Origin of the sequence: Cohnella algarum, assembly GCF_016937515.1 — a bacterium.
GTDB classification, from domain to species: domain Bacteria; phylum Bacillota; class Bacilli; order Paenibacillales; family Paenibacillaceae; genus Cohnella; species Cohnella algarum.
The window spans coordinates 3166978-3184159 of sequence record NZ_JAFHKM010000002.1 but is presented as its reverse complement, the minus strand read 5'-3'; the positions used below and the strand labels follow the sequence as shown (position 1 = coordinate 3184159).

Sequence of the window (17182 nt, the reverse complement as noted above, 5' to 3'; positions counted from 1 at the left end):
AGATGAGTAATTTTTACCCTACTGGGCCCGGCCTTTTTCGCCTAACCGGTTCAGATGAGTCATAATTACCCAACTGGGCCCGCCTTTTTCGCCTGACCGGTGCAGATGAGTCATAATTACCCAACTGGGCCCGCCTTTTTCGCCTGACCGGTGCAGATGAGTAATTTTTACCCTACTGGGCCCGGCCTTTTTCGCCTAACCGGTTCAGATGAGTCATAGTTACCCTACTGGGGCCGGCCTCTTGCGCCCCCCATAAGCACGAAGCCCCTTTTAAATACGAAGCCCGCCCCTATCTTTTTTCCACTGAAAATAATATCCATTTCGCCTTCGGAATGTATAATAGAGTTGTTATTCCCCATTCCAAAATAAAAGCCGAGGAACAAGATAAATGTCAAGCGATCTGAACCTTTCAATCTCTCCCCGGACTTCTGCGTCGGACCCGGCGCGGCGGTACGAGGGCGCGATGCTGTTCGTCGATATTTCGGGCTTTTCCGCACTGAGCAAGCGGCTCACCGAGCAGGGCGCGGGCGGCACCGAAAGAATCTCGCTTATTCTCAATGCCTGCTTCGATACGATGATCGCGGCCATCGACCGGGCGGGAGGCGAGGTTATCAAATTTGCGGGCGACGCTCTCTTGGCGGTCTGGAAGGAAGAAGCCGATCGCGATCCGGCTTCCTGCGTGCGGAAGGCGGCGGAGTGCGGACTGTTCCTTCAGCGGGCGCTGCATCGGCGGGAAATGCTTCCCGGCCTTCCGCTCTCGCTCCGCGTTTGCCTGAGCGCGGGCCGGATCGAAGCCTGCCCGGTCGACGGCAGCGGACGCGGACTCGAGCTCGTGCTCGCGGGCGAGCCTTTCGTTCAACTGCGCGCCTGCAGCCCGCACACGGAAGCCGGCAAAGTGCTGCTGTCCGAAGAGGCTTATGCGCGAGTCCGGCATCAATGCGAGGCCGAGCCTTCTCCGGGCGGCGGGGGAGCTTTCGTCGCGCGTTTTCATGCCGGCGCGGAAGCCGGAACGGAAACGGCGCTCGATTCCGCCGAAGCATCCGGTCCGTTTCCGGCGGGGGAATCCGGACGCGTAGACTGGGAAGCCGAAATGCGGACCGTTTCCGTTCTGTTTATCCATCTACCGGACTTCCACGAGCGTCTCGACGCCGGACGTCTCCGGCAGACGGCGGAAGCGATTCGGTTGGCCGCGGAGCAGCATGGGGCAACCGTTCACAAGCTCAGTCTCGACGACAAGGGCTGCTCGGCGATCGCGGCAACCGGCCTGCCGGCTTATACCCACGAAAACGACGCCGCCCGCGCCGTCAAAACGGCGATGGCCGTCCGGCAGCGGCTGACGGAGCTCGGCGCCGGGTTTTCGATCGGGCTGGCCACCGGACTCGTCTTTTACGGTTCCATAGGCAATGCGAGCAAACGTGAATTTACGAAGATCGGGGACACGATGAATCTGGCGGCGCGCCTTATGCAGCTGGCCCCGGCCGGAACCGTTCTGTGCGACTCCGCGACATGCGAAGCCGCGGGCCCGGCGATCCGGTTTCAGGCCGCGGAAACGGTTCATCCCAAGGGGATGCCCGGTCCGATAAAGGTCTATTCCCCCTCGGCCTGGCGGACCCGCAGGGCGCCGAACGCCGGACGCTCGTCGGAAGAACGGCCGAAACCGCGCTGCTGGAGCGGCATCTGGAGCGCCTCCTCCAAGGAGAAGGCGGCGTGGTCTGCCTGATGGGCGAAGCCGGCATCGGCAAATCCCTCCTGCTCCGGCAGGCGCAGCTCGAAGCGGAAGGAAGAGGCGCGACCGTTCTATACGGGGAGGCCGACGCCATCGAACAGCGGACGCCTTATTATCCTTGGCGGAGCCTTTTCGTTACGCTGCTGCGCCTGGCCGCGGCGCCCGAAGGTTCGGAGCTTCGCTACGAGCAGGCGCTTCGCATCATCCATGAAGCGACGGAAGATTCGCGGCATCTGGTTCCGCTGCTTTCGGAGGTGCTGCCGTTCGAAATCCCGGACAACGAGTGGACTCGCCAGATGACCGGTCAAATACGCGCGGACAATCTGCACGCGCTCGTCATCCGGCTGATGAAGCGGTTTATGGGCGATGCGCCCTTCGTTCTGATGCTGGATGACGCCCATTGGATCGACTCGTCCACTTGGGCGCTGCTGTTCGCCGTGTCGCAGCAACTGCCGCAAGCGCTCCTTCTCGTCGCTTCGCGGCCGGACGGCGAGCATCAGCATCTGCGCGACCTGCCGTTGCTGAAGCTGCCCTCGGCGACCGTCATTCGGCTTGGTGAGCTGTCGCCTGACGAGACGTTCGAGCTGATCGCCAATCGGCTGGGCGTCTCCCGCCTGTCGGAAGCCGTCGGCAGCTTCATCTCGGAAAAGGCGGAAGGCCACCCGTTCTTCATCGAAGAATTGGCCTACGCCTTGCGCGACAGCGGGTTCATCGAAATCGAGAACGGCGAATGCCGCTTCGCCAGGCAGACGGACGATCTGCGGGAGCTGGATTTCCCGACGACCATACAAGGCATCATCCGGAGCCGCATCGATCGCCTGCCGGCGGACGAACAGCTTGTCTTGAAAGTGGCGAGCGTCATCGGAAGGGCGTTCCCTTACTACGCCTTGCACGGCACGATGCCCATGCCGACCGAGCATGACCGGCTCGAGGGCCATTTGGACCGTCTGACCGAAGCCAGCCTGACGCTGCGGGAGGAAGGCGAAACGGAACCGTCGTATTTGTTCAAACATGTCATTACGCAGCAGGTCAGCTACAACATGCTCGTTCATTCCCAGCGGAAGCAGCTTCACCGCGCGCTGGCGGTCTGGTATGAGAAGCGGCACGCCGATGCGTCCTCCCTTTACGGCGTGCTGGCCTATCATTGGTCCAGGGCGGAGCAGCCCGACAAGACGGTCTATTATTTGGAAAAAGTCGGACTGCAGGCACTGCGCACCGGAGCTTACAAAGAAGCGGTTCATGTGTTTTCCGAATTGGTGAACGGCCAAGCGGTTCCGGCGTCCGCGGAAACTTCCGCCCGCTGGCACCGGCTGCTTGGGGAAGCTTACATGGGCATCGGGGATATGGCTCAGGCATCGGAGCGGATCGGCCAGGCCTTAACGCTGCACGGACGCTCTGCGGCTTCGACTTCGAAGCAATTCAAAAGAGACGTGGCCGCCCAGGTCGTTCGCCAGCTCGTTCACCGTACGCTGCCTTCCCGTTTTATCGAAAAACCGGCCGGAAGCCGCGAGTTGCTGCTTGAGCAGGCGCTCTGCCACTGGCGGTTGGCCGAGATCGCGTTTTTTTCCAATATGGCGGCGGACAACCTTTATCATTCGCTGCATGCCATCAACCTGGCGGAACGGGCCGGACCCTCGGCCGAGCTGGCCCAGATTTCCGGCAACATGTGCGTAACCGCCGGCATTATGTCCCTGCACCCGCTTGCCAAAGCTTATATCAAGCAGGCGACGCAAGCGGCGGAACGGACGGACGATCTGTCGGCCAAAGCCTGGGTCAGCATGGACCTTTCGCTTTACTATATCGGAATCGGACAATGGTTCCTTTCCAAGCGGTATTCCGAGCAATCGATGGGCATCTATGAAAAAATGGGGGACCGGCGCTATTGGGAGGCCTCGTCCTACCTGATGGTGAAGGCGCTGGCGTATCATGACGCGGATTTCGGGAAGAGCTCCGCCCTCGCCGAAGCGATTTATTCATCCGGCCGGGCCAGCGGGAACGCCCAGGCCCAATCGTGGGGATTGCTGGCGCTGGCCGAAAACGCCCTCTACGAAGGCCGGGCGGAGGACGCGATCCGTCATCTGACGGAAGCCGAGGCGCTGATTCCGGTCAACATCGGCCGAACGGAAGAAATTCGCCTTTACAATTTGTCGGCTTTGGCTTATATAAAGACGGGTCGAGCGGAGCAGGCGAAGCATTACGCGGGTCTGGGCCTCCCGCTGACGACCGCCTCCAAGCCGACGACGTACTACGCCTTCGACGGATACGCGGCGCTGGTGGAAGCGCTGCTCGCCCTCTGGAATTCGCCCGGCGAGGACCGCGCTTATTACCGCTCCTCGCTCGGCGAAGCGATGAAATCGCTGGAAGGGTTCGCCAAGGTGTTCCCGATCGCCCTTCCGCGTTTTCATGCTTTTGCGGGCATCGTCGCCGGATGCGAAGGCGACTTCGGCAAAGCCCGCAAAAGCTGGAGCCGCAGCCTGCGGCTGGCCCGGAAGCTGGTCATGCCTTACGAAATCGGCTGGACGGAGGCGGAAATCCGGCGCTTTACCCCTTGACCGAGCCGACCGTACCCAATCGACGATAGGATAACGTGCGGCGGATGCGCAAGGACGCCAGCTTCATCCGCCCGCTCGTTCGCGAACCGCACGATTTTCGATGAAGAGTCGTCGCGTCGGGCGGTTCTACGAACAACCCCCTCCATTTTCCGCTTTCCATGGCAATTGCAGTGCGATTTCCCATGCAAACTCCCCTTGCCGGGCTGTTTCGCGCGGACGCCCCCTATTTTTTTCCTGAATTGTAACCTCCCACACATCTTTTTTCGAATGTACGTGATAACATGGCTGTCGTGCCGATGGAGCACCGAAGCTTTAAAATTCATGCAAAACGGGAGTGGGTTCATGATGGAAGCAACAAAAACGCTCAGGAGAAAACGATGGGCGGCCGCGGCGGCGGCCTGGCTGCTGCTGATTACCGGCGTCTTTCTTCCGCCGGAGCGGCAGGAGGCGCATGCGAACGCGGCGATCCAGGCGGCCGTGACGACGGAAGCGCCCGAAGTCGACCCCGGGGCAAGCACGACGTTCTATGTCGACGTCGCCTCTTCGGAATCGGCCGCGATCCTGGTCGATCTGGAAGTTTTCGACGCTTCGTTCAAACAGCGCGCGCAGCTGATCGTCGACCCCGTGCACGTCGAGGCCGGCGAAACGAAACGGGTTCCGATTATCTGGAACGTTCCGGCGTCGATGCCGGAGGGGTCTTATATTGTCAGCGTCGGCATTTTCGGTTCGGGCTGGGACGCCGACATTTACGAATGGTTCACGGGGGCGGCGTCCATCGCGGTCCGGGGCGGAGGCACGGCTCCGGGAACGCTGCCGGCGCCGGCGGATTTGACCGCGGCCGCGGATCGGACGGCGGTCTCGCTGAGCTGGAGCCCGGTCTCGGGGGCGACGAGCTACGAGCTGGAAGCCGACGGCGCGGTTCTCGAGCTCGGAGCGGACGCGTCCTACGAGCACGCGGGACTGCAGCCGGATACGCAGCATACGTACCGCGTCCGGGCGAAAAACGCCGAAGCCCAAAGCGAATGGAGCCCGGCCGTGACGGCGCGCACGCTGCCCGACACGACGGTTCCGGCATCCGCCATCAAGGTCGAAACGGAAACGGGGACGGAGACGGAATCGCCGATGCTCGGTCCGAACTTCACCATTACGAATACGGGCGACGGACCCGTCAATCTGAACGATTTGAAAATCCGCTATTACTTTACGGTTGACGGCGAGGACATTCCCCTGTCCATCGGATTCTGGAGCACGGTTCCCGCGGACAGCGCCGTCCCGCGCTTCGTGACCATGCCGATTCCTTCCGATAAGGCGGACACGTACTTGGAGTTCGGCTTCAAGCCGGAAGCCGGCACGCTCCATCCGGGATCGTCCGTCATCATCGGCACCTGGATCAACAAAAGCGACTGGTCCAACTTCAACCTAAGCAACGACTATTCGTTTAACGCCTCCGGCACCTCCGTTCCGAACATGAACGTAACGGCCTATCTGGCCGGGGAGCGCGTCTGGGGCGAGGAGCCGGTTCCGCTGGACCTGCCGCCGTTCCCCGGCGGCATCGAAGCCGTTCCTGCCGATACGTCGATTGCGCTCCATTGGCAGCCGGTAGAAGGCGCCGTTTCCTATGTCGTCCTGGCGGACGGCAAGCCGCACGAGGTAAGCGGAACGTCCTTCACGCACGAATGGCTGAGAACCGGCAGCCGTCATACGTACAAAGTAAAAACGAAAACGGAAGCGAAGGAAAGCGTGTGGAGCGCCCCGCTGTCCGTCAAAACGACCGGCCTGCAAGACATTCCGGCGCCCGTGAACCTGAAAGCGACGAAAACCGACACGTCGATCACGCTGTCGTGGGGAGCGCCGCCGGAAGCCGAAATTACCGGCTACGATATCGAAGTCGACGGAACCGTCGTCGATAACGGAACGGCAACGACGTACGCGCACGAAGGGCTGGAGCCGGGGACCGCGCATACGTACCGGGTGCGCGCCAAGGAAAATTCGACCCTCGGCGCCTGGAGCGATCTGCTGACGCAAAACACGACGAATACGCCGACCGGACCGTTCGACGTTCGGATCGATGTCGACACGTCGAAGGATCGGGCGCCGATCAGCCCGTATATTTACGGCACGAACGACGATTTGACGGGCACGGAAAAATGGACGTCCCGCCGCATCGGCGGCAACCGGTTGTCGACGTACAACTGGGAAAACAACGCTTCGAACTCCGGCGACGACGCCGGTCATCACAGCGACAATTTTGTCGCGCATTACTATGGAGGCGTGCCGTGGCATCTGGAGCCGACCGAGCCGGCCATCGGCATTACCGGCTTCCATCAAAAGTCGCTCGATACCGGCGCCTACACGCTGGCCACGCTGCAAACGGCGGGCTACGTAGCCAAAGACGCGAACGGTACCGTCCACGAAAGCCAAACGGCTCCCTCCTCGCGCTGGGTCGAAGTGAAGCCCGAAAAAGGAGCGCCGTTCGACGCAATTCCAGACACCGGCGATTCGTACGTCTATATGGACGAATTGGTCAACTATCTGGTGAACAAATTCGGGGGCGCCTCTTCGCCGACGGGAATCCGCGGCTACGAAATCGACAACGAGCCCGGCATTTGGAGGAAGACGCATCCGTTCATGCACCCGAACCCCTCCGGAGCGGAGGAAGTGCTGAACAAGGGGCTGGCGCTGGCCAAAGCGGTCAAAAAGGTGGACCCCGACGCGGAAATTTTCGGACCGGTAACGTTCGGCTTCGACGATATGTACAGCATGCAGGCGGCGTCGGACTGGCCGCAGCTGCAAGGCTCGTACGACTGGTACCTCGATTATTATCTCGACCAATTCCGCGCGGAAGGCGAAAAGCTGGGGGGCAAACGGCTGCTCGACGTGCTTGACGTCCACTGGTATCCGGAAACGGAAGCCGGAGGCTACCGGATTCAGGATTACAGGTCCAACAACGTGCGGGAAACGAACCTGGCCCGTCTGCAGGCTCCGCGCCAGCTGTGGGATCCGAGCTACAGCGAGCCGGTGGAAACCAGCCGCTTGTTCCGCTGGAACAGCGAGTTTTTCCCGCTGATCCCGAGACTGAACCAGACGATCAACACGTATTACCCGGGCACCAAGCTCGCCTTCACGGAGTACAACTACGGCGGCGAGGACAACGTCTACGGCGGCATCGCCCAGGCGGACGTATTGGGCATCTACGGCAAATACGGCGTTTACATGGCCAACTTCTGGAGAATGACGGGCGGCGCCACGGCTTCGACGTATATCACCGCGGCATTTAAATTGTACAGCGATTACGACGGCAACAATTCCAAGTTCGGCGATACGAAGGTAAGAGCCGAAACGTCCGATATCGAGAACAGTTCGGTATACGGCTCCGTCTATCGGGACAGCGACAACAACCTGCACCTGATCGTATTGAACAAAAACAACGATTACGAAATGAACGCCAGCTTCAACATCGACGGCGGAACGACGTACACGTCGGCGCGCGTATGGGCGTTCGACGGCGAAAATGACGCCGTAACGGAGCGCGCTCCGGTCGAGGGAATCGAGAACAATTCGTTTACGTATACGATTCCGAAGCTGACCGCTTGCCACATCGTCCTTAGCGCCGATCCGCAATAACGGACGGGGACAAAACGGCCGGGTTTCTCCAGCAAGGGGAGAAACCCGGCTTTTTTGTCGGCTCCTTCTCTCGGACAGCACGAATTTTCGCCTGATTTTTCATCCGATTTTTGGGGTTCTATCTCCGGCTCCGGCGAGACGGGAACCCAGGCATGGCTGAAGGCCGATTTCAACAAAGGAGCGGACTGGACGTTCAGGGTTATCGCCTACGACATTCCGGTTCTGGGAGACGCCGCGGGTCAGACCGGCTCCTTCACCATTCCGGCCGAGTTCAACGGCGACCTTCTGGCGACGATGGAAGCGCGGTACGAAGACGGCAGCAACGCGGGCCCGCAGAACTGGACGCTTTCAAGGAATTTTCATATACGTTCGAGCCGAATTACGATACCGGGGAAATCGTCCTGAATTCAAACTTTTTCAGGGAGGTCAACGACGGCAACGTGCTGCTGAAGTTCCACTTCTGGAGCGGCGCCGTCGTCGAGTATACGCTGACGAAGGAAGGCGCGAGTATGATGGGGACGGCAGCCGGGGTATAAAGGAAGCCACAGGATTGAAACGCAAATCCTCCGATGGTATACTAAACCTACAAAGTGCTTATAATGCAAAAGGAGCCGTGCGGCTAACACGACTCCCCGAGCAATAGCCGCTTTTAAGGGCGGTAGGCTTGACCAGGCGTAACGGCAGAAATAGACCGCATCCATTGGACAAGGGCGGTCTATTTCTTTTTGTGGAAGGAAAGGAAAAACACAACCAATGTCGCGAATGAAATCATCAGCGTCAATGCTTGGTAGACCTCCACAGGCATCACCTCCCTCCGGGAGATTAGCCGACCGCCCTTATGAGCCATTCTATTGCTTGTTCCATTATATCACGAAGAGGAACGCGCGTTCTATTTTTTTGCCTTCGAAATGGCTTGCCCGTTACAGCTTTCGCTGCCCGGCGCGTCCCCGTTTCATCGCCTTCAGCCTTTCGACGCTTTCGAGCCCGACGTTTTGCGAGCCGAGCGCCTGTTTTGCAGTCCCGTAAAAGCCGTGAAAATCGGACCCGCCCGTCGCGACCAGCCCGAATTGATGCGCCAGCGTCCGGGCTCTCGCCTCGTCGAACGGCCCGTGATCGGGATGCTTGACCTCGATGCCCCGGAGCCCGGCCTCCGCCCATTCCGGGACGGCGTCGTAATTGTCCATCTGGCCGGGATGCGCCAGCACCGGAATGCCTCCCGCGGCAAGGATCGCCCGAATGGCGGACGCCGCATCGACATAAGTCAGCGGGACATAGGCGATTCCCGGCGGAACGCCCTCTCCGCCGCGCGCGAACAGCTTTTTGTACAAAGGGCCGTAAATGGCGTCGCAATATCCCCGATCAGTCAAGGCATGCATAATGTGCTGCTTGTTAACGCCGGTCCCGCCCGCGACGTAGGCCTCCGCTTCCGCCCATTCGATCCGGTAGCCGGCGTCCCGGATTCGGTCGACCATCGTTCGGCAGGCCTCGTTCCGGGCATGGCGGAGAGGCGCGCACAGCTCCTTGATCGCGGGGTGATCCGGTTCCACGTAAAAGCCGAGAAAAGAGGGGCATAAACGATGCGGCTTAAAATGAGTCGCCACGACTCAGCTGGAACGTTAGCGCGCTTGCGGGGCGGCGAACAAGCATTAGCGAACGGGTTGGACCGGCTTCGAAGAGCCCCTTCGCAAGGCTGCTTTACTTGCTTTTTTGCTCCAGCATCCTCAGCAGAACGGTAACGGCTTCCGCTCGGGTTGCCCGAGCATCGGCGCGGAATCGGCCCGTTTCGTTGCCTTCCATAAGGTCAAGTCTCTCTACGGCCGCCACAGCTCCTCTTGCCCACGACGGAATGCTCTTGTCATCCGAAAAGCCGGTTGCCGCGTTTTCTTCAATCGTCAGCTTGAGCGCCTTGGCGATCACCGCCGCCATCTCAGCGCGCGCGATCTCGGAATCCGGACGGAAGGTGCCGTCGGGATAGCCGGCAATTATGCCTGCTTCGACCGCCTGCGCAATGGCTTTTTTCGCCCAGGCTCCGATTGCCGGTTCATCCGCGAAGGTTAGCGCTGCCCCTTCTCCTTCTCCTTCTCCTTCCGGTTTAATCGCATTCATCAGCATGACCGCGAATTCAGCGCGGGTTACAGTCCGGTTCGGTTCGAACTTACCGTCCGTATACCCGTCGGCAATGCCGACGCTTGCCGCTTGCCGAATGGCCGCCTCGGCCCAGTGTCCTGCAATATCGCTGAAGGCAACCTCCGTTTCCGCAGCTTTGGTTACGGCAAAAACCGCGAATTTCGTGAAATGGTCTACCTCGACGACGATATTGCTGCCGCTCGCGGTTCCTCCGATTTCAATCCATTCTTTCCTCACTTCGTCGTAGTAGAAGACGGACGGCCGTTGACCTTCGCTCAGCTTGGCCGGATCGAAAGCGAAAGTCAGCTTAATCGGTGTCTTGAAGTTATCGGCGAAGTTCTTCAGCACTTCGAATACCTCACTGACCGGAACCGCATGATTCGTTAACAACCCTTGGGCGTTCAGCACTCGTTCGATCGTTAGCGTTAATTCTTGATCTGTTGCGCCCGCAGGAATCTCAATCGTTACCCCGTCTTCCAGGCTAACTTCTCCTGCTTTCCCCGCCGGAAGCGACAGTTTCCCGCTCTCGTTCTCGTTCCCATTCGGAGTCACGCTCCCCCCTCCGCCGACGGGAGCAGGACCCGGAGAAGACGGCGGGACCGGATCGGCAGCTCGCGTTACGATTATCGTATACGTCTTCGTTGTCCCGTTTTTGGCCGTCACGACTACGGTTACGGTATTGCTTCCGACGTTCAAGGCAACCGCTTCCGAAGCCGCCCCGCTCGCTGCCGGCGCGCCGTTCACCTTCACTGTCGCTCCGCTGTCCGACAACGTCGGCGTCACCGCGATGCTGCTCACGCTATTGTCCACGCTGGCCGCGTAGCTGACCGTGCCCAGCGCAAACGCCGGGGTCAGCGTTCCGGCAGACAGCTTCAGGCCGCTCAGATCCGCGTCCGCGTCATTGCTCGGCGGCGCTGCCGCGCGCGTCACCCGGACCGTATACGTCCTCTCCGTCGTTCCGTCCTCCGCCGTCACCGTGACCGTAATCGCGTTGTCGCTTCCTACGCTTAGCGGTTTCGCTTCCGACGGAGTGCCGCTTTCCACCACAACTCCGTTCACCTTCACTGTCGCTCCGCTGTCCGACAACGTCGGCGTCACCGCGATGCTGCTCACGCTATTGTCCACGCTGGCCGCGTAGCTGACCGTGTCCGGCGCAAACGCCGGGGTCAGCGTTCCGGCAGACAACGTCAGGCCGCTCAATTTCGCGTCATCGCTCGGAACGTCGGCCGAATGCGTTGCCTCGATCGTGTATGTCTTCGTCGTCGTTCCGTCCTCCGCTTCCACCCGAATCGTGATCGTCGTGTTATCCATTACGCTCAGCCAAATCGGTCCCGAAGCGATGCCGTTTGCTACGAGCTCACCGTTTACGTACACCTGCGCATTGGGGTCCGCAAGCGCAGGCGTCAACTGAATGCTCCTCACGTCATAATGAACATAGGCAACATAACTTTTCTGATCGGGATCGAACTCCGGGACAAGCGTACCGGTCGACAGCGCCAGGCCGCTCAAATCCGCATTGCTGCCGGGAGGCTCCGCCGTACGCGTCACCTGGACCGTATATGTCTTCTTCGTCGTTCCGTCCTCCGCCGTCACCTCGATCGCGATCGTATTGCCGCTTCCAAGCGGGATGGCTTTCGACGGCGTGCCGTTCGCCACGACAGCGCCGTTTACCGTCACCGTCGCGCCGTCGTCCGCCGGCGTGGCCATCACCGTGATGCTGCTCACGCTCATATCGACCCTTACGGAATAGCTTGTCGTGCCGGGAGCAAAATACGGTCGCAGTGTCCCGCTCGACAGCGTCAGCCCGACCAGTTCCGCATCGCTGCCCGGCGGTCCTGCACGCGTTACCGCCACGATGTAGGTTTTGGTCGATGCGCCGTCCTCCGCTCTCACCTCAATCGCGATCGTATTGCCGCTTCCCACGCTCAGCGGAATATCTTCCGACGGCTCGCCGCTTGCCGCCGCCTTGCCGTTTACGGTCACCGTCGCTTTCGTATCCGATACCGTCGGCGTTACCGTAATTCGATCCACGAGATGGCTGACGCTGGCGAAATAGATTGTCGTGTCGGGTTCGAAATCCGGGCTTAACGTTCCGCTGGATAATGCCAGTCCGCTTAGATCCGCATCGCTGCTGGGCGGCACGGCGCGCGTGACCTCCACTGTATAGGTTCTGGTCGATGTGCCGTCCTCCGCCGTCACTTCGATCGCGATCGTATTGCCGCTTCCCGCGCTCAGCGGAATATCTTCCGACGGCTCGCCGCTTGCCGCCGCCACGCCGTTTACGGTCACCGTCGCTTTCGTATCCGATACCGTCGGCGTTACCGTAATACGATCCACGAGATGGCCGACGCTGGCGGAATAGCTTGTCCTGCCGGGTTCGAAATTCGGGGTTAACGTCCCGCTCGACAGCGTCAGCCCGCTTAAATCCGCATCGCTTCCGGGCGGCCCGGCACGCGTTACCGCCACGATATAGGTTTTGGCCGATGTGCCGTCCTCCGCCGTCACCTCGATCTCGATCGTATTGCCGCTTCCCACGCTCAGCGGAATATCTTCCGACGGCTCGCCGCTCGCCACCGCCTCGCCGTTTACGGTCACCGTCGCTTTAGAATCCGACACTGTCGGGGTTACGGCGATGCTGCCTACGCCATGCTCCACACTGGCCGTATAACTCGTGGTTCCGGAAGCAAGCTCGGGACTCAGCGTCCCGCTCGACAGCTCGAGTCCGCTCAGATCCGTATTCGTATATTGCATAATTTTCCCTTCGTTTCCTACGGCAACATACATTCCTTTCCCGTAAGCAACGCTTCGCAACTCAACGGGAGCCGGAGAAGGAAACGGCCTCCAGCTCGTTCCGTCCGCGGAGGTTGCGACCGTACCGTCCCGTCCCACCGCCATAAACGTTCCGTTCGTATAACTAACGCCAAAAAGATGAGACATCGCGCCGGCCGACCCCAGCGTCCAGTTCTCCCCCATATCGAATGAGGACACTGTAGTTCCGAGGGAGCCGCCTGCCACAAACCTGCCGTTGCCGTAAGCGATTCCCCCAAGATACCAGTCGGTGCCTGACGTGCGGCTTGACCAATTTTGTCCGTCCGCGGAGATCAGAATCGTTCCTCCGTCCCCCACCGCCACGAATTTTCCGTTGCCATAGGCGACGCCATAAAGCATTTCGGATGTGTTCGACGTTCGACTTGTCCAGTTCTCCCCGTCGTCAGAGCTGACGATCGTTCCTTCGTGTCCTACCGCCACATAAATGCCGTTTCCGTAAGCAACGCTTTCAAGAGGCTCCGCCGTACCCGATGTCGATTGATGATTCGCCCATGCTTCTCCGTCAACGGAGGTCATAATCAACCCGGAGTACCCCACGAGCACGAATTTGTCGTGATCGTCGTCAAAAGTGATACCGTTTAGCAAAAATGGCGTATCTATCGCGGGACTGCCGGTCCAGGTTACTCCATCGCCGGATCTTGCGATCCATCCGCTCTCCCCGACCGCCACAAACGTGCCGTTGCCAAAGCTGATGCCGCGCAGATCGTTTAACGTGCCGGAATCGGGTTTCGTCCAGCCCGATTCATCCGGTACGAGTCCGGAAGCGCCCGCAGGCGGCGCAGGGATCAGGCTTGCAGCGATTAATAAAACCAATACAAAAGACAGATATTTTCTAATCATGAATATTCCCTCGGCTTTCCTCTGGTTTAGCGCAACCCATTCCTCTACTTTAAAACGAAGCGAATCAAAAAAAACCTACCCGAAAAGGTAGGCTGACGATAAAAATGGGGTAGGTAGGCGTTTCTTCATCCGAGGATACCGTATTGATTGCCAAGCCGAATCGCTTGCGCCCGATTGCGCGCGCCCAGCTTGCGATAAACGTTTTTCACATGGAATTTCACCGTGTCCAACGCAATATTCAACTCATACGCGATCTCTTTGTTTATCCGCCCGTCCGCGATCAAATACAGCACTTTCGCTTCCTGCTCGGTCAAAAGTTCTTTCGGCGATGGTTCTTTCAACCCGCCATTGCGCGCAACGTCCAGAAGGCGCCCGATATAATCCAAAGGAAGCCACGAATGAGCTGATCCCTGTCCCTGCGTCAGAAGCTCGGCCAGCATCTCTCCCATCTCCGGACCTTCGTCGACAAAGCTCCGAATATAGCCCGCCGGTTCCGCCAATCGCAATGCCGTCCCCAACGGAACGAAAGCCTCTTGCAAATGACCTGAATGCCGAAGTACCGTACTCCGCGCGATCAACAGCTTAATCCGTACCCGAAGGCGATTTTCCTTCTCGGCCAACCGTTGCAGCTTTTCGAGCAGATGGCTTGCTTCCTCCGTTCGTTCGGCCGCCGCCAAAACCTTTGCCAGTACCAAATGCTCCTCAAAGCGATGCATGAAGACCTCGTCCATATGCGAGAGCCCGCAACGTTCCGACCAGTCGAGCGCCTTCCGGATGTGCCCTTGACGCAAAAATAGATGAGCTTGCTCCGCTTCGATCCTCCGCATAATGATTCGAGCATCCGGCGAATCGATAGACATACCGAGCCGCGTTAGCGATTCGACTGCTTGTTCCCCTTTGCCCAAAGCCTGCTGGAGCCCCGAAAACGCAAGATGAAGTTGAATCCGGATCCACAGGTTCGACTGAAGATCCTCCCGGCCCATGGCCTGACCGAGATAGCGCTCCGCCTCTTCCAGACGGTTCCACTCATAGAGCAGCATAATATACGTCAAGTACTGGTATCCGACGAAAGGATAATTCTTTTTCGTCTCGCTGGCCTTAATTCTCTTCAGCAGAAATTTCTCCACGACCTGGAGGTCGTTGGCCAACGATAAAAGATCCGTGAATTGATCGTAGCCCTGATACCGATTGCTTCCAAAATTCTGAAAGCCGCTGCCTTCCGGCAAATATAAATCAAGCAGCTCGAAATAATGCGACGTCCGGGGCAAGTCCTGCTGCAGGTACGAGATAATCCCCCGGAAATAGCAAAGATTGCCCATCAACCGGTTCCATTCCGGCTCGGGAACCGAATCCTTTAGCGCTTCGAATCGATGCTCCGCTTGCTCGGCTCTGCCCATCGCTTGATTCCATTCTCCGTCGACCACCAGTTTCGAGATATAGAACAGCTCGAACGCCGGTTTGCGTTCATAGCTGCTTTCCGGAAGAGACGCAATCCATTTTAAGAGCACATTGCTCTTCGATTGCATAAGTTCCGGGAGAACCCGTTCGATCAGCCGGACGGCATCGTCCGTCTGCCTAGCCTTGATATAATGCTCGATCGCCTCTTCGTCGAGTCCCTGACTTTCGTGCCACTTCGCGGCGCGAGCATGGGATTGCCTCCGCAGCTCCGGATTTTCTCTGGAGCCGATCCTCTGCAGGAAATCGGACAACAGATGATGATAACGATACCAATTCCGCCGGTCATCCAGCGGAATCAGAAACAAATTTAATTGCTCCAGCCGCTCCAGGTTCTCCTGGCTGTCCGCCCTTCCCGTTACGGCCTGACACAAATCCCGGTTCATTCTGGCGAGCACGGAGGTCGCCAGCAGGAATTCTCGCATGGATGCCGGCTGATGCCCATAGACCTCTTCCAGCAAAAAATCGAAAATATCGCGCTGACTGCCGTTAAAATGGCGAATGGACTCGGCAATATTGCCGCCGCGTTTCAGCGTAATGGCCGCGAGCTGCAGGCCGCTCACCCATCCTTCCGTCTGCCGGAACAGCTCCACCACCTGTTCGTCCGTTAGCGTTATTTTCATCATGTCCCTAAAAAAAACAACGCCTTCATCCAAACTAAACTGCAAGTCATTCGTATCGATACGATTTACTTCGCCTTTGGCCAACAGTCTTGCAGTAGGGAACGCCAGGTCGGTACGGCTTGCGATATAAAAATGGGCGCGGGGAGGCAAATACTCCAAAAGGTAGCTGAGAGCATGATGGATGGCGGGAAACTCAATGAGGTGATAGTCGTCCAGCACGACAACCAGCTCATCGTTTAACTGATTCAGCTCGTTCAAAAACGCCGAGATCGCAGACTCGAAGGATGCCGCGGACTCCGACTCCGGAAGAAAGCCCAGCGCATTGCCGAATCCGGGAACTCTCTCCCGAATGGAAGATAACACGCAATTCCAAAAAGGAGTCCAATCATTATCCAGCCTGTCCAAAGCAACCCAGGCCACCAGCGCGCCGCTTTGTTTCGCCCATTCGCCGAGCGCCGTTGTTTTGCCATAGCCGGCCTGTGCGGACACGAGCGTCAGCTTGACTCCTAACCCTTCGTCAAACTTGCTCATCAGCCTCGGCCGGGATACCAATGATTTGCGACTATGAGGGACTTGAATTTTGGACTGGATCATGGTGGTGCATCCCTCCGGTAGAGGTCATTCTTTTCTTTTGAATATATCACAACTTGCCCCTTATGGAGAGGTCGACTCAAACCTGGGCCATCGGCAAATTACGGGCGCCGCCGGTCCTCCGAGCGAGGATGAAATCCCTTGACCATGAGCCAAACCGGCAAAACGATTTCGAATATCGCTCCCGGAATAAAGAGAACGGTTCCCGAATCCAGACCGACGATCGACAGACAACTGCTCGCCAGCAATCCCGCATACCCGATAAAGCCGATGACGGACAACCATCGCGGAACCAACCTCGATCGATAGAGGATATGACAAAACAAAAAGCTGCCTGCGCCCAGCACGATCATCGCCATTTCGAACAGCATGAAGTGAGCATCCACTGCCGAACGGCCTATCGTTTGCAGGTATGAATCGCCGGAAGTTCCCGCGGAAACGGCTTGTTCGCTTAACGCGAGAAGAACAAGCGGACCGATTAAACTCATAATGAGCAGCGCAGACTCCAAAACCCGGGAACCGAAGTACCCCAACGCAAACGCTTCATTATGCTTCTTCAGCACAGGGTGCAGAAGCATGGCAATCCCCGCGACCGCCAAAGCATTGATCAGCTCCAGAAACACTCCCGCGAACACGAATGTCCGGTCGGGATATATGCCGGCGAGCAAATCCGTCCGATGCAAAATAGGATCCAGCATTCCGCTTCCGATCAGGAATGTCCCCGTCGACACCAAAAACAACGCCCCTGCCGCTCTTGCCTTCTTTTTCATGCCCGATCTCCTCTTGGCTCGTTTTAGTTGCAGTATAGCTTGAAG

Annotated in this window: 9 protein-coding genes and 1 pseudogene; 4 read left to right on the top strand and 6 right to left on the bottom strand. The window is 58.6% G+C overall.

Annotated elements, in window-relative coordinates:
* The first annotated feature begins 463 nt into the window (after positions 1 to 463).
* Positions 464 to 1720, top strand: coding sequence for an adenylate/guanylate cyclase domain-containing protein (locus JW799_RS14295; protein WP_205430396.1), 1257 nt, complete (start codon positions 464 to 466; stop codon positions 1718 to 1720).
* Positions 1603 to 4278 carry an ATP-binding protein gene (locus JW799_RS14290; RefSeq protein WP_240353668.1) on the top strand — a complete coding sequence of 892 codons (2676 nt, stop codon included), beginning with the start codon at positions 1603 to 1605 and terminating at the stop codon, positions 4276 to 4278. Before JW799_RS14295 ends, JW799_RS14290 begins: the two co-directional genes overlap by 118 nt.
* Here JW799_RS14290 and JW799_RS14285 read toward each other — a convergent pair.
* The gene (locus JW799_RS14285) at positions 4268 to 4462 is read right to left on the bottom strand and encodes a hypothetical protein (protein ID WP_205430394.1); all 195 of its coding nucleotides are present in this window, start codon (positions 4460 to 4462) and stop codon (positions 4268 to 4270) included. The two genes, JW799_RS14290 and JW799_RS14285, sit on opposite strands and share 11 nt — an antisense overlap.
* Before the next feature lie 158 nt (positions 4463 to 4620).
* Here JW799_RS14285 and JW799_RS14280 point away from each other — a divergent pair, with 158 nt between their 5' ends.
* Both JW799_RS14280 and JW799_RS14275 read left to right on the top strand, forming a co-directional pair.
* Positions 4621 to 7902: a glycoside hydrolase family 44 protein gene (locus JW799_RS14280; protein WP_205430392.1), complete on the top strand. Its 3282-nt coding sequence runs from the start codon at positions 4621 to 4623 to the stop codon at positions 7900 to 7902.
* Positions 7903 to 7956: 54 nt separating this feature from the next.
* A pseudogene (locus JW799_RS14275) lies at positions 7957 to 8438 on the top strand (hypothetical protein).
* A 179-nt stretch (positions 8439 to 8617) separates the two neighbouring features.
* Here JW799_RS14275 and JW799_RS30160 read toward each other — a convergent pair.
* The 5 genes from JW799_RS30160 to JW799_RS14255 form a co-directional block, all read right to left on the bottom strand.
* Positions 8618 to 8707, bottom strand: a complete 90-nt coding sequence (locus JW799_RS30160) for a putative holin-like toxin (RefSeq protein WP_420830626.1) — start codon at positions 8705 to 8707, stop codon at positions 8618 to 8620.
* Between the two features lie 115 nt (positions 8708 to 8822).
* Positions 8823 to 9374, bottom strand: a complete 552-nt coding sequence (locus JW799_RS14270; protein WP_176220725.1) for a PHP domain-containing protein — start codon at positions 9372 to 9374, stop codon at positions 8823 to 8825.
* A 223-nt stretch (positions 9375 to 9597) separates the two neighbouring features.
* Positions 9598 to 13698: a cadherin-like beta sandwich domain-containing protein gene (locus JW799_RS14265; RefSeq protein ID WP_205430390.1), complete on the bottom strand. Its 4101-nt coding sequence runs from the start codon at positions 13696 to 13698 to the stop codon at positions 9598 to 9600.
* Between the two features lie 125 nt (positions 13699 to 13823).
* Positions 13824 to 16370, bottom strand: coding sequence for a winged helix-turn-helix domain-containing protein (locus tag JW799_RS29335; RefSeq protein WP_205430388.1), 2547 nt, complete (start codon positions 16368 to 16370; stop codon positions 13824 to 13826).
* A 98-nt stretch (positions 16371 to 16468) separates the two neighbouring features.
* The gene (locus JW799_RS14255; protein WP_205430387.1) at positions 16469 to 17137 is read right to left on the bottom strand and encodes a DUF4386 domain-containing protein; all 669 of its coding nucleotides are present in this window, start codon (positions 17135 to 17137) and stop codon (positions 16469 to 16471) included.
* Positions 17138 to 17182: the final 45 nt, after the last annotated feature.

Bases quoted from the DNA above. Each gene is read 5' to 3' on its own strand.
- JW799_RS14295 (WP_205430396.1), top strand. From the start codon at position 464: ATGCTGTTCGTCGATATTTCGGGCTTTTCCGCACTGAGCAAGCGGCTC.
- JW799_RS14285 (WP_205430394.1), bottom strand. From the start codon at position 4,462: ATGGGAAATCGCACTGCAATTGCCATGGAAAGCGGAAAATGGAGGGGG.
- JW799_RS14280 (WP_205430392.1), top strand. From the start codon at position 4,621: ATGATGGAAGCAACAAAAACGCTCAGGAGAAAACGATGGGCGGCCGCG.
- JW799_RS30160 (WP_420830626.1), bottom strand. From the start codon at position 8,707: ATGCCTGTGGAGGTCTACCAAGCATTGACGCTGATGATTTCATTCGCG.
- JW799_RS14270 (WP_176220725.1), bottom strand. From the start codon at position 9,374: ATGGTCGACCGAATCCGGGACGCCGGCTACCGGATCGAATGGGCGGAA.
- JW799_RS14265 (WP_205430390.1), bottom strand. From the start codon at position 13,698: ATGATTAGAAAATATCTGTCTTTTGTATTGGTTTTATTAATCGCTGCA.
- JW799_RS29335 (WP_205430388.1), bottom strand. From the start codon at position 16,370: ATGATCCAGTCCAAAATTCAAGTCCCTCATAGTCGCAAATCATTGGTA.
- JW799_RS14255 (WP_205430387.1), bottom strand. From the start codon at position 17,137: ATGAAAAAGAAGGCAAGAGCGGCAGGGGCGTTGTTTTTGGTGTCGACG.